Origin of the sequence: Cryobacterium sp. M15 (assembly GCF_002929675.1) — a bacterium.
GTDB lineage: Bacteria > Actinomycetota > Actinomycetes > Actinomycetales > Microbacteriaceae > Cryobacterium > Cryobacterium lyxosi.
The window spans coordinates 111,476-124,548 of record NZ_PJJW01000032.1; the positions used below are offsets into that span (position 1 = coordinate 111,476).

At 59.4% G+C, this 13,073-nt stretch carries 15 protein-coding genes; 9 read left to right on the plus strand and 6 right to left on the minus strand.

The window, feature by feature from the left end:
* Positions 1–194 precede the first annotated feature (194 nt).
* Positions 195–575, plus strand: a complete 381-nt coding sequence (locus CXY83_RS04770; protein ID WP_199184887.1) for a hypothetical protein — start codon at positions 195–197, stop codon at positions 573–575.
* Positions 576–752: 177 nt separating this feature from the next.
* On the opposite strand, the gene CXY83_RS17605 is transcribed toward CXY83_RS04770, so the two are convergent.
* Positions 753–911, minus strand: a complete 159-nt coding sequence (locus CXY83_RS17605; RefSeq protein ID WP_158251832.1) for a hypothetical protein — start codon at positions 909–911, stop codon at positions 753–755.
* A 25-nt stretch (positions 912–936) separates the two neighbouring features.
* Positions 937–1,374 carry a hypothetical protein gene (locus CXY83_RS04775; RefSeq protein WP_104196239.1) on the minus strand — a complete coding sequence of 146 codons (438 nt, stop codon included), beginning with the start codon at positions 1,372–1,374 and terminating at the stop codon, positions 937–939.
* Between the two features lie 419 nt (positions 1,375–1,793).
* On the opposite strand from CXY83_RS04775, the gene CXY83_RS04780 reads away from it, so the two are divergent.
* The 4 genes from CXY83_RS04780 (at position 1,794) to CXY83_RS04795 (ending at position 5,203) form a co-directional block, all read left to right on the plus strand.
* A complete protein-coding gene (locus tag CXY83_RS04780) occupies positions 1,794–2,285 on the plus strand; it encodes a nucleotidyltransferase family protein (RefSeq protein WP_233200588.1) in 492 nt (163 codons plus the stop codon).
* 139 nt (positions 2,286–2,424) lie between these two features.
* The gene (locus CXY83_RS04785; RefSeq protein WP_104196241.1) at positions 2,425–3,084 is read left to right on the plus strand and encodes a helix-turn-helix domain-containing protein; all 660 of its coding nucleotides are present in this window, start codon (positions 2,425–2,427) and stop codon (positions 3,082–3,084) included.
* Complete coding sequence (locus CXY83_RS04790; RefSeq protein WP_199184888.1) at positions 3,084–3,800, plus strand: DUF6036 family nucleotidyltransferase; 717 nt, start codon at positions 3,084–3,086, stop codon at positions 3,798–3,800. Before CXY83_RS04785 ends, CXY83_RS04790 begins: the two co-directional genes overlap by 1 nt.
* 842 nt (positions 3,801–4,642) lie before the next feature.
* A complete protein-coding gene (locus CXY83_RS04795; protein ID WP_104196242.1) occupies positions 4,643–5,203 on the plus strand; it encodes a recombinase family protein in 561 nt (186 codons plus the stop codon).
* A gap of 25 nt (positions 5,204–5,228) precedes the next feature.
* On the opposite strand, the gene CXY83_RS04800 is transcribed toward CXY83_RS04795, so the two are convergent.
* Complete coding sequence (locus CXY83_RS04800; protein ID WP_104196243.1) at positions 5,229–6,095, minus strand: DNA/RNA non-specific endonuclease; 867 nt, start codon at positions 6,093–6,095, stop codon at positions 5,229–5,231.
* Between the two features lie 536 nt (positions 6,096–6,631).
* Between CXY83_RS04800 and CXY83_RS04805 the strand changes: the two genes are divergently transcribed.
* Positions 6,632–6,994 (plus strand): hypothetical protein, encoded by a 363-nt coding sequence (locus CXY83_RS04805; protein WP_104196244.1) that lies wholly within the window; start codon positions 6,632–6,634, stop codon positions 6,992–6,994.
* A gap of 315 nt (positions 6,995–7,309) precedes the next feature.
* Here CXY83_RS04805 and CXY83_RS04810 read toward each other — a convergent pair whose 3' ends face one another.
* Positions 7,310–9,097, minus strand: a complete 1,788-nt coding sequence (locus tag CXY83_RS04810) for a LamG domain-containing protein (protein WP_104196245.1) — start codon at positions 9,095–9,097, stop codon at positions 7,310–7,312.
* Between the two features lie 593 nt (positions 9,098–9,690).
* Entirely contained in the window at positions 9,691–10,185 is a 495-nt protein-coding gene (locus CXY83_RS04820; RefSeq protein WP_146069851.1) for a hypothetical protein, read from the minus strand.
* A 454-nt stretch (positions 10,186–10,639) separates the two neighbouring features.
* Between CXY83_RS04820 and CXY83_RS04825 the strand changes: the two genes are divergently transcribed.
* The 3 genes from CXY83_RS04825 to CXY83_RS04835 all read left to right on the plus strand — a co-directional run bounded on the left by CXY83_RS04825 (position 10,640) and on the right by CXY83_RS04835 (position 12,477).
* Complete coding sequence (locus CXY83_RS04825) at positions 10,640–10,972, plus strand: hypothetical protein (RefSeq protein ID WP_104196248.1); 333 nt, start codon at positions 10,640–10,642, stop codon at positions 10,970–10,972.
* 161 nt (positions 10,973–11,133) lie between these two features.
* Positions 11,134–11,589 carry an SRPBCC family protein gene (locus CXY83_RS04830; protein WP_104196249.1) on the plus strand — a complete coding sequence of 152 codons (456 nt, stop codon included), beginning with the start codon at positions 11,134–11,136 and terminating at the stop codon, positions 11,587–11,589.
* Positions 11,590–12,114: 525 nt separating this feature from the next.
* Positions 12,115–12,477, plus strand: a complete 363-nt coding sequence (locus CXY83_RS04835) for a hypothetical protein (RefSeq protein WP_104196250.1) — start codon at positions 12,115–12,117, stop codon at positions 12,475–12,477.
* 272 nt (positions 12,478–12,749) lie between these two features.
* Here CXY83_RS04835 and CXY83_RS04840 read toward each other — a convergent pair whose 3' ends face one another.
* The gene (locus tag CXY83_RS04840) at positions 12,750–13,073 is read right to left on the minus strand and encodes an ATP-dependent DNA ligase (protein WP_104196251.1); all 324 of its coding nucleotides are present in this window, start codon (positions 13,071–13,073) and stop codon (positions 12,750–12,752) included.

The following is a 13,073-nucleotide window of genomic DNA, read 5'->3' on the forward strand; positions in this document are numbered from 1 at the left end:
TCGGGCACGGGGAGCCCCTTCCGAATCGCACGGCAGTCTTACGGCCCGCTTGCTCCGAAAGCTCGCGAGCCCGGCGACGATGTCCGCGGCTGGAGCCGGTACGACACGGTCGGCCGCACACTCTACGCGAGCGCTGACAAGTTGACCGCCTACATGGAACTGCTAGCGCCGTTCCGGACTGAAGTAACGCCGTTGTGCCTCTTGCCAGTGGACTCCTCGCCCGCCGCGACGACTATTTTGCAGCGCTCGGCGCCTACCGCCGCGGCGATCCCGGGCCGCTAATTAGCTTGTTCGCGCACTCAGCCCGTGCTGCCGCCGAGTGCTCGCGCGGCACAATCGCTCGACTGAAGGCGATGCCCGATGCTTGGGTAGCAGAGCTGCGCCCTCGCGCCGGATCCGCGGCCGCCGCACTGATTCAGGCGTTCTATGACCACCCGGTGATGAGTGCGGCCGAGATCGAGGCACGGTCTGGGTCTGTGGCTTTCCCGGCCTACCGGGCCATCGACCAGCTCACCCGAGCCGGGTACATCCAGGAAATCACCGGGCGCAAAAAGAATCGTGTGTGGGCTGCGTAAGGGGCGCTGGCCGAGCTGGATGTTCTTGACCGGTGCGTCCAAGCCGCGATGGCGTGAAGTGGAGACTCGCGGACGCAGCGCGCACCGCTGTTTTTGACAAACGGTGTCGATCTGCGGCAAGCACTCAAGGAAGACATCTAGCCGGTTACGAGCTCGCTGTCTTGGCGAGTGAAGAAACTACTTCGCGGCAGGTGTCTGAGAAAGCTTGACGATCCACTGTGGCGTCGCCACGCCACCGCGGCGGTTGGCGTTCACGCGAACGCGCGCCGCCACGGCCTGAGCTTTCGGGCTGGGTCGGCTGTCACTCTGGCGTTGCTGAATCTCGTTGATCGTCATGGTGTGCCTCCTATTCCTGTACCAATTATGCGCGCGGGCTCCTGAAAATGCCACGTATGAAGCCAAAGATTCGAGCGCGGATGCTGGTTGGTATGGGCAAATCATCGTTCTCAGCGGGCGCGCTAGCAGGACCAGTGAATATTCTCGTGGGCCCCGGGTCCAGGAACCACTGCGTTGCCGCTTCGATAAACGCTCGTTCTGGCTTGGTCTTCGATTCGAGCGCGTCGAGCATTTCGAGGCCGGTTATCTGCGTGGTCTCCTCCGCCGCCAAGGTCAGGTTTAGTGCGTACTCGGCGCGCTTCCACCATTGCTCCTTGCGGGAGTTCTTCGTCGTCGCGATATAAGCGATAACGGCAGCGACGACGGCCAAGCACCCTGCGAATCCGGGAGACTGTGCGAAATCCGGGAACCAGAAGAGGTACGTGCCGCAAAAGTCGCGCAGATTGTCGAGTACCTGGCCCATCCGCCCAGCATGCCAGAGACACCAGCATGCCAGAGACAGAGGACGAGCGGACGAAAATCCGAGATGACGCATCTCGTGTTTGCCAGGACAACCACCACTAGTCCCGCTGTGATTCGTGTTTAGCAACGGTAAACACGAATTAGAGCGTGCCCAGTGAGCCACTGGGTACCAGGAAGCGGTGCAGAACGGCGCTTCGATGTCCAAGTCTCTATCCGAGAGTTACCTGAACACTTGAGCCATTTAGGTATCACGTGATACCTGTAGGTATCAGGTTCACAGCCTACTTGGAGGACTCAATGAATCTTGGGATGCCGCTTGTCACTGTCTTCGGTCGAACCGAGGGCGCAGTCCTGACTGCCCTCGCGCGCGGGTCGGCGTCCGTAAACGGTCGCTAGATCCAACGTGTCTTGGGCGGAACTGTGAGCATCAGGGGCGTCCAGGGCGCCCTGGAGCGTCTTACTCGGGTAGGCCTCGTGCTGGCAGCGTCCCGGCGGGCGGAGACGCTCTACCGCGTGAATCGGGAGCATTTACTCTGGTCGACAGTGGAGACGACGCTTAACGTTTTGACTGAGTTCCGTCAGCGCATACGTGCTCTTGCCAACGAGAGCGCCCCGAACGGAACCGCTGTCGTGCTGTATGGGTCGGTCGAACGAGGTGAAGCCACGGCCGACTCCGACGTCGACCTGCTGGTCGTGTACCCGGATGAGGTGCCCGCGAGCCTCCGTGAGGATTTCGTCGACGAGTTGGGGCGACGCGTGGAGCTGTGGACTGGCAACCCTGCCCAGGTGATCCAGATCAGCGTGGGGGGCCTCGTGGAATCCGCAGGACGCGGTGACGCGCTCGTTGACCTGTGGCTTCACGACAGCGAAGTCCTGATTGGTGAACTCCCGATGTCAGTGCAGCGCCCGTAATGGCACGCCAGAGTGGCAAACGCCAGAACATTGACCGGCCCCACAGCCGGGCGACCGTCGACAGCCGCTATCAATCCTGAAACCCGTCGACTAAGCAACCCTGATAGAGTTTACGAATTAGTAAAGGAACGTGATCGTTATGACAGCCACTATCCTCGCACGTGCCGCTCGAGCAGCCAGCGGTCTCAGCCAGAGCGAGCTCTCGCGTCGTTCAGGGATCGCGGGGTCATCTCTCTCCCTCATTGAGAACGGCAAGCGCGATCCAACCGTTTCGACTTTGGAAGCACTTCTAGGCAAGACGCAACACATCCTGGTCACGATTCCCACCGTGCGAGCGGACGCCGCCCGCATTGCAGACCAGATCAGCGCGGCGCTTGCGGACGCATCTACCAGCGATGCAGCGCTGGCCAACACAGCGCTGGCTGACACCACGCTGGCTAACACCGCGTTCGGAAGCGTCGGGGTCGCTAATACCGCGCATGCGTTCCGGCGCTTCATCCAGCTGGCCGACAACCTGGCAGCCGAAGCTGGTGCGACCCGGGTTGGCCTCACACTTACCGAGCCGGCGCCGACTGGATCAGCACACTGGGATGCGGCGATCGCGGCTCTCTGCGAGTACCGCTTGAACGCGGATGCTCTTCCGGTACCCGAATGGATCACCGCACAGGTCGGAAACCCGGACGAGCCTTGGCAGCCAAGAACCACCCGCTACAATATCCTGGCCGACCCGGCAGAAGTGCCGCCCGAGTTCCTGCGTCGTGGCATTCTGATCGAAGCAGCCACTCTAGTGAGCATCTAATGGCCCGCGACGAGCTTGATCGAGATGACCTAATCCGGGGTATCAACGCAGTCATCACGAAGCTTCGTGCAACCGGTCGACCCGCAGGAATTCGCATCGTGGGAGGTGCTGCGCTGGCACTGCGCTACTTCGATCGACGCACAACCACCGACATAGACGCACGGCTACAGCCTGAAGCGCCAATTCTCGCGGCTGCCGCAGAAGTAGCCCGTGAAAACCAGTGGCCGCCAGATTGGCTCAATAGCAACGCCGCTCAATTCATCCCGGCCTACGGCGCCGACGCAGGCTGGGAAGTCATCTACGCCAGCGAAGGCATCACCGTCGAGGTTGCTTCACCGCGCGCTCTGCTGGCCATGAAGCTCAACGCCTCACGTCCCGGCCGCGACGACTCAGACATCGCCAACCTCCTCGCCATTTGCGAGATCCCCAACGTCGACGCCGCAGAAGACCTCCTTGAGGAGTTCTTCCCGGGTGATGGGCTACCCAACAAGGCGCTCAAACTCCTGACGCCCATATTTGCCGAAGGGCTCCCGACCGTTCCGGACGTGCCACCAGCACCCGTGCTCGGCTTAAGCAACGAACCACCAGGGCCCGAAGCCGACTTGCCAGCGCGGATGCGTCGGTTCCCTGAACTGCGCGGAGTGAAGCTCGATCCCCGTGGCCTGGGCGAAACAGCTGCTCGCGACATCGACCCCGACAGCGGCTACCAGCGCTGACGCGCGTCGTCACCGCCGTGCCCTAGCGCTCCATTACTGAGCCCGGCGCCCGGTCGTTCTCCCGCGCCATCGCGCGGCCAGAACGCCTCCGACCCCTTTTTCAACTCAGCCTCATCTCACTTCAAGGGGGCGGTTTTTTACCCCCGATAATCGCACTTATCCCTAATATGGGTGTGTAGGGGTGTCAGTCACATTTGCGCGACCTGTAGCAGGATCTACGGACTTGGAAACCACCAAGCGCACATAAAGCGATCTGAAGGCCAGCGTCCTTCCATCACAGTGGATGGAGACGCGGGGTACACGTGTCGAGAGTCACAGGCGTGACCGAGCCTTCGCTGCACTGCATTGACTTCTTCGCTCACGCCCGCGTTTACGCGACACTCGAAGCAATGGAGCAGGGGCCGTGAACAGTCATTCGTGAATGGCTGGCTGCTGCGAGTGCCGTCAAGAATCACCAAGGCGTGCTTGGGCGCAGACTCGCTGCCCGAGGGCTGCGAGACACATAGACGAGACAGATCGACCATGCACGAGTGTGGAGAGCGCAGCAGAACGTATTCCGGCCAATGACCGGGATCTGGGCATCATTATCCAAGGGCGACGGATGAGTCGGCGTGTCTCGAAACGTGTGTTTTTACCGGCGTTACCGTTTTTGTAGGCCAGGACGGTTGCGAGACGTTAAGAGGCGTCGAAGCAAGCAACGAAGTGTCAATTTGGTGTGTACCCCAACTAGGCGTCAGAAGCGTTTGTCAAAAATTGTCAGGATAGGGTCAAATTCTGATTGGTGGACACCCCTCACGACCGGGTCTTAGAGTTTAACTTGACGGAACAGGGGAAAAAGTCACATGACGGGTCAACGAGTTGGATATGTGCGAGTCAGCACTCTCGATCAGAACACCATCCGTCAGCTTGCTGGCGTCGACGTCGACCGGGTGTTCGAGGACAAGGCGTCGGGGACGGACCAGAAAAGGCCCGAGCTCGAAGAGATGATCAAGTTCGTCCGAGACGGCGATACCGTTCTCGTGCATTCCATGGATCGCCTTGCCCGCAACTTGGATGACCTCCGTTTGATCGTGCGCCGACTCACGGCGAAGAAGGTTCGGGTTGAGTTCGTGAAAGAGCAGCTCTCTTTCACGGGCGATGACAACGCGATGGCGAACCTGCTCTTGAGCGTTATGGGAGCGTTTGCTGAGTTCGAGCGGTCTTTGATTCGGGAGCGTCAACGCGAGGGCATTACCTTGGCCAAGAAGCGTGGCGTCTACCGTGGCCGCACCCCGTCGCTTGACATTGCTCGCGCGGCTGAGCTGCGCGAGAAGGCTGCCGCTGGTGTGCCGAAAGCTGTTCTTGCTCGTGAGTTTGGGATCAGCCGAGAAACTGTTTATGTCTACCTCCGCGCCGGGGATTGAGCTGGCTGTAGCGGATCCGGTGTGGTTAGAGGTGGATGCCTGCTGTGTCGATCAGTTCGACCCAGCGCGTTCGACGGTCGGTGCCTTGCCGGATAGCTGAGGCCGGGGCGTAGACGTCTGCGTCGGATAGGGCGGTCAGGTTGAGCCCGGTGAGGTCGATGATGTCCACGATAGGTACTTGATAGGTGCGGTACGGTCCAAGCGGCGGGGGATTACCGTCGAGGAGGGATCGAGCGCGGACCGTGTCGAGGTCGAGGTCTTCTAATTGTGGGCTTTGGTCAAGGACGAACCCGGCAGCGTGCAGAACAGTGGAGTCTTCCGCCGTCGTTGTCCATGCTGCGATCTTCCAGAATGCTTGCGGGATCTTCACGCCGCGGTATGTCGGATCCTGGGCGGAGAGTACGGGGGCGGTGAAGACGCTGATGCGGTTACCGTTGGTGCGTGCGTAGGTGAGGACGTGGTCCTCGAGGCCGAGCCAGAGCTCTTTCGATTGGTTAAAGGCTCCGGCTTGCGGTGCGGCGTTGGTGTAGGCGAAGGTGTCGTAATTCGCTCGCCGGGCTGTTGTTGTATCGCCCCAGACCGGGTCCCGGCGCCGGACGAGGTGTCCGCGGTCGAGGTCGTTTCTGGCGTAGACGGCCTCCCCGGCCTGTTCGTAGAGCGGTATCCGCGAGTCGAGGTGCCAGTCGTCGCCTCGGTCAGCGGTAACGAGCTGGTCCCCGTCGATGTTGACGGCGGTCGCGATTGCGAGGCGCCGCGCGGGGTCGAGGAGCACGGTGAAATGTGTGTAGAGCAGTTCACGAATCAGGGTTCCCGCGGGAGGGATTGGGAGCGGCAGAGGAACTTCAAGGAAATCGGCGTTGTATCCAGTAGGAGAAAATGATGCGGCGTCCATGGTGATAGTCAAGCAGCCAGAGCCGACATTTGAGGCTTTCGGACTTATCTGGCGGTGTTGAGGGGAGATCCTTTTCGCTATGTCTTGTATTGGTCGGAGAAACGAATGGCCGAAATGGGGGTATTGCTGTGCCTTATGGGCTGCATAATCTCAGTAATGTTAAACAGTTCAAGGAGCTGTGTGAATAACGTGATCGTGACATTACGACGCCGATTTGCGCGATGGCCAGCATTCGTTCTGGTCAGCGTGAATCGTCGCGGTCAGCTACCTGCTGTCCTCATCGATCCTGTGGATAGCGCAGGGCGGGTCCTTCAGGGTGTGTGGCTGGGCGACAGCGTCGATGACGGGTGTGATGGCATAACGTACTGCAGAGTGAAACGGGTCGCGCGGAGGCGCTGATCCGTGATGAATCGACCGCGATGCTCAAAGCCACAGGCGCAAGGTCAGCGTTACGACGTTCGAAGCTGTTGAGTTCGAAGGTGATTCGACGGGCGCACAGTCTGTTCCACCGACCGTCAGCCGCGCACGAAAGCGTCATGACGGCGAAAATCCCCGATCCCCTGCTTTCTTCTGAGATCTTCACACTGGTCTTTGGTGGGACATTCGACAGCTTTCCTGCCGATGAAAATCAGGCAGGGATGCTGTCGGCGCTGGCTGGTGACGGCGAAATGCGCTCCGCGGGCATCGTCACCGACGCCGGCAACCTCATGCTCAGTATTGACGACATTGAATGTGGAGAAAACCTGCTTGTCATCGCGTCCACCTATAACGAAGCATTATTTGACCCAGATGATGGAAAGCTCAGTGGTGCTGTGTTCACAAAATGGCTTGGGTGTGTGATGGTGGCCGCGGCTCACCGGTCAGCGTCGGCAGGCTTCGTGAATACCTGCATGAGCTGACAGGTGCCAAGAACACCGCGTGCCAGATCACAGACAGCTCCTTTGCTACAGGATGGAGGCTGACTGGCACTACACGAATGCCGCGCATGAACTAAATGAGATCTCAGCCTTGTTGTGGCCAACAAAAGACACCAGGGAAGGAGACGCACATTCGACTATGGTTCACGGCGCGAGACGGCCGTGATCGCGCACGTGGCACGCTGGCCGGGCCAGTGAGCTGCTGCGGGCATGCGGCTGTGTACTTTCAGTAGACTCGCATTTTGCGAGGGCTGCTCATTACCCGGGATATCCGCGACAGCTCACTTGGGCGCAGTGTCATCTGCCGGAGAGGTTGTGGTTGCTGATCTGTGTTGGCGTGAGGATGGTGGTGTATGTGGCTATTTCGTCGAGGGACCCGGCGAAAAGGTTCATCCCGGTGTTGATTTGGCCGAAGCTCATCGTTGTGGCGCTGGCGAGTGCGCGGGTGCTTCCCGTGCCGGTCGCGCTGAGATCTCCGTCTACGTAGAGCCGTACGTCTCCGTTGGTTTGGGTTCTAGTCATCACCACGTGATGCCACGCGCCATCGTTGAAGCCGCGCTCGGACGAGATGGTGGTGTCGGGGTTGCCGGTGCCGGCGGCGACACGGCCATTAGCCATGAGAGCGATACCAAAGTCGTTGGCGACGCCTCCGAGCTCGGCGTCGACGAGTCCGGCCCCGTCGTACCAGTTGTTGCCAGTGCCGCGGCCCTGGGTGGATTTGAACCAAAATTCGATGGAAAAATCGTTGGATATTTGACGGGTGACCTGAGCGTAGTCGTTAGCACCGTCGAAGGTTACCGCGGTGTTTGCATCACCTATGATGGCACCCGCCACACCCTGGGTGGGGGAGTTGAAGTAGGTTCCATTGTTGTTGGCTGGGCGGATGTCGTCGATGACGGTAGTAGTGTCCGCGAGACGCCAGTGGCTGAGAAGGCCCGGGGTGTTGGCGATGATGGTCTCGTAGTTTCGGGCTTTGATACTGGCCGTTGAGGTGGTGACGGTGCGGTTGCCGAGGTTGTCGGTGATCAGGTACCGGTATTGGTAGCAAGAGCCGTTCTCTACGGTCACTAGCTGGATTTCCGGTGACACAAGCGGGTTAGTGATGTGATTCGTGAAGGAACTGAAGGTGCCGCATACGTTCCCATCTAATATCGCGGTGGCCCGTTGCAGGTAGCGACTTCCTCCCGATGTGTTGCCGGCGCCCGCGTCTGAAATGGGGGAGAGGGTGATCGGGACAGTTGTGGCGGAGGTGTAGCCGTTGGCGTAGGTGATTGCGCCACCAGTGGGTCCGGTGTTATCTAGGACAAAAGCGAGGGTGCTGCCGATGGTGTTCCCGGCAATGTCCTGGCCGGCGATACCGATCGTCGGCTGGGTCGTCGTGGATGCCGCCCACGAGAACAGGTTCGAGACGAAAGGACCACCCGACGGTGATGATACGGCTGAGGGAGTGTGGGCCCACCCTGTCGTGGTTCCGCTCAGTACCCCGGTGGTACTGGAACCTGCTCCTGAACCGGCATCGGTGACGGCATTCGACAAACGGAATGATCCGGCGGCGATACCCCGGTAGAAGACGGTTGTGCCGGAGAGGAAGGAGGCTCCGGAGACGGCTGTGCGGGAAATCGCGTTGAAGGGAGCGGCGATATCTGTGCGGACTCCCGGGCTGTTGCTACTGGGGCTTCCCGTCCAGTTGGTGAGGAAGAGGGGGGTGACGGTGTAGGTCCATAAGCCGTCAGGAACGCCGGGTTCGGTGCACTCGGTGGCCGTGACTGTGCCAGTACAGTTTCCCAGGAGCTGCTGCGGAACATTGGCGCTGTCGTAGCGGCTGATACGGTATCCGCTCACCGGCGCTCCGTTCGAAAGCGTCGTGCGGTCCCAGCTGATCGTAATGGTGTTGCGGTCTGAGACTGTCACTGCGGGCGTTGAACCTGGATTCACGGCGCCGGTGGCCGCCGCGCCTGCGCTGGAGGAGGTACTCGTGACACTCCAGAAGGCTGCTGCTGGCGCTGGAAAAAGGGTAGCCGCGATCATCGCGGTGAGAGTCGCGGCGAGAATCGAAGAGATCGTGCTTGAGGTACGTGTCCGCATCAACTGCCCGCGATCAGATGAACGGTCACGTTCGCGCCTTGGCAGGCGTTTGCGGCGGTCGAGCTGAGCGATATGGCGGAGGGGAGCGTGATCGTCAGAGTCGAGTTACCCGGCACTGTCCAGCCTGCACCGTTATTGGTCTGCGGTGTGAACGAGAACGCGGAACCCGCACAGTTGGGGGCCCCGCTGATGGTGAAGCCACCCATTCCCTCCGCGGTGTTCAGGGCGAGAGAACTGATCCGCCCCGAACTCGCGGCAGGGTTGGCAGCGATCGTGGAAACTGTGGCGCTCCCACCAGGGAACAGGTCGGCGGCAGTCGTCCCGGCAGTCAAGTCAATGACCGGGGAGACACTGGAGCGGGCGGTCCCATTTCCAGCCCCGGCCGTAGCCCAATAGGCGACAGCTGCACCACCGGCAGCTAAGCCGCCTAAGATAAGCGCACAACATATGATGGTCCGTAGGTGCCACAAGCGAGTCATTGCAGTTTCTCCTCACAGTATCCAGTTGCATCGGGCGATTTGATGTTGCGACATGAAACCCGAGTCGACGGCAGGGTAGGACCCTGCCGTCGACTCGGTCCTGCTCCGCTCTGGTTAAGCCGCGACGTAGCTGAATGTAATCGTGGCGTTCTTGCAAGCATCCTGGGAGGTCGTCGGGTTGTTGTTGAAGGCGATTTTCGCGCCGGCCCAAGAGTCCTGCGCCGTGCCGGCCGGAATCAGCCGCCCGACAGGCATGAGGGCGTCGCTGAGAACATAATCGGCTGCGGTACAAGCACCTGCGGGTGCGCCTGTGGCCTTGGTTACCGCTGCAATAGACGCGGTGACCGATGTGACGTATACCGGGCCGGTATTGGTGTTGGTGAAGTTTCCACTCAGAACCTGTGCTGCGGCACCGGGATTCACGTTCGAGGGTGCGCTTGTCTGCACCACGGAAATTGCCACGTTCGCTCCCGCGGCTGCGGTTCCGGATCCGGTTCCCGTAGTGGTCCAGTAAGCAAATGCTGCCCCGCCACCGGCGACGAGAGCCAAGACCAAACCCGCAGTAATAATAGTTTTCTTAGTGGACCGTTTTTGGGCGGACTTACGCATGGGAAATTTCTCCAAGTTGATGTGACGCCTGCCCGAATTGCAGCAGACGTTAAGTAATTTTGTCGCTCTGGTTTTTACCAGAATGTCAAACTATATGATTTTGCATTGAATTTCGATGCCCATTTCGGGGGGGGGGCAAAACACCACCGCAGGCAAAAATCACACGCCTCTGCCGAGAGGTTTGAGGAGTCCGATAATTGCAGCGCGCTTCGACGTAAAGCAGCAATAACCCTGGTTAGTTTTGGGTAGAGATCGCAGCGAAGGCTGGAGATCTTGACTTGTCGACCGACGAGTGGGACAAGGCGCTCTTCGCCTGTCCGGATCGCTAAGCGTCCCGTCGACAGCAGCCCTGGCATTTCGCCATTGGCTGGGGGAAATACGAGCAACCCGATACCGCAGAAATCTTGTTGTCGACTATGAGGACCTCGCGGCTCTGGAGAACGTCACTTTTCACGTGCGCAATCTGACTGAGGTTTTTACGGGCATGATCTGGGGTAAACCTATTCCCCTTGAGCTGCCGTCCGAGCTGCGGCCGGTTCTGAGCGATGCCCTGCACGCGGTCGCGGAAACTTTGCGTGCCACGGACGACAGCCCGAATGATAACGCACCCTTTGATGCTGCCGTAGTGGCAGTCGAGGCGATTCTGCATGGCATGCAAGAGTTGGGTGCCGGGACGACATCGCTTAGCCCCACGGCCGCGATCGTTATCGATCTGAAGCGCATTTTGGTCGCGCTACGCCCTGGCACCGAGAGAGATTCTGAAGAGCCTCCCTCGCCCGTCGTTTAGCCCGTCCCATTGCTTGTTCACGCTGCTGAGGTTCCGTGCACAGGTACCTTCTCGTTCCTGCGAGTATTTCCTTACCCGGGTTGACCTTGGATTTGCCTTCGGTACGGTGAAGGGGGTTGCAGAAACTATTTCATCCGTTGAATTCGCATTAGGAGGTCATCATGCCCAACGCCATCGAGACTGTCGACGTTAACGTTCCCGTTACCGTCGCTTACAACCAGTGGACTAAATTCGAGGAGTTTCCAAAGTTTTTGAGTTTTATTGAATCCATCACTCAAGTAACGGACACTCTCACCGAGTGGACGGTTAAAATCGGCGGCGTGGAGCGCACGTTTGAGGCTCGGATAACTGAGCAGCACCCCGACGAGCGTGTTGCCTGGAACAGCACCGGCGGCCAAGTCGACCACGCGGGCGTTGTCACGTTTCATAAGTTGGCTGCGAACGAGACGCGTGTGACGGTTCAGCTTGATTGGGAGGCAACAGGGCTGCTTGAGAAGGCTGGGGCTGCTCTCGGTATCGACGACCACGCCATCAAGAAAGACCTCGCGGACTTTAAGGAGTTCATCGAGGCGAAAGGAACCGACGATGTCGGATGGCGCGGAGATGTGCAAGCCTGACACCGCGGAAAGACCAATATGCGACTCGTGACGGTCCACACACCGGACACCGGACACCGCACACCGCACACCGCACGCTGGAATTCGTCCACTTGGAGTGACACGACTCTCGAAGCGCTTGGCAAGCTATCTTGCAGAGCGGGGTCAGGTGTTCGCGCTGGACGGCTTAAATGCCGCCGCGGTTCGCAGTCGTGAGTGGTTCCTTTATGTTTCCGTTCGTGACTTCCGAGGGGTGGTCAGGCGGGCTGCAGGATTGGCTCATTCGAGATTTTGTGGAGAGCCGTCACCGGGGTTGATGTGAAAATCGCGCGACCATCCGTGCTGGATACCTGGTGCGGGAAAGAGTGGTGGCGCAACCGTTTGTTTGTGACGCTGTAGCCGCCTTCTGGTTCTGTTTTATGGCCTGTCAGTGCTGAGGCATACGTTTTGGGTCGGGCAAGTACGTTGCGGAGGGAAATTTCTGATATCGTCGTGCGCTGAAATGCAAGGACTTGAGCGTTTTCTTTTTGGTGCTACGGTTTTTGCATGATGAATTTGACGTTTGTCAACAAGAGCTTGCTTGTGGGGGATGAGGTAGCGGAACTTGTCGTTATATACGCGGCGACGTTGGCTCGTTCTGGAGGGGCAGATACTGTCCGGTTGATGGCTTATGGTGCTGGCGGAGATGAGGTACAGGCTCTGCTGCTGTTGAGTCGGGGCACCCCTGTTATGGCGGAAACCTCACATACCGACAAACCTGAACCTGACAATCGTGACATCGTGTCGTACATGAGGCAGCGGGTGGCGCGCACAGGGGCCACGTCTTTTGGTCTTTCCCTGGATCCTCAGCCCGGCTCTACGTCCGCGTTTGAGGATGATTACGGTTACAACTTTGAAACGACCGCATAATCTCAAACGGATTAGTCCCGCAACTGCGCTACTCGACACGAAAAGTGACGCGTCCGCCCGCAGTACGAACCGGGTTGGGGTCTTGTCTGTTGGCCGGCGCTCTTGACCTCGCAGCGGCCACGTAACAGGCGGTGTATCTGAAGATATGCCGTACTCGCCGAAAGCTTCGTGCAGCAGGCCGTGAGGGTCGTGGGCGTTGGCGGGATGCCGGGTACAAACTGCGCGGGAGCTTCCACACGCTTGGCCACTGGTGTGGTGTGGTCAGGCGTTTATCAGGGGTGTGAGGGCGCCTCGGACTCGGTTGGTTCCGGCGTCACCCGCAGTCCCGCTGGTGTGTTTGACAAGCGGGCGAGTTCTTCGACCCAGGCACGGTTAAGGCGGGGCTCTTTGCTGCCGAAGAAGTCGAATTGAAGCGGGATTGTCGGATGGATCCAGATGGAACTGTGACCGCTTCCTGCTGCCGCCGAGTATTCCCACGAAAACGTAAAACTTTCTCCGCGGCGCACCTTGGCCAGAATGACGACCTTAAGATGAGCGAGCACCCGATCATCGAACTCGATGGAGATCGACGGGGTTCCGTAAACAAATTTACCCAT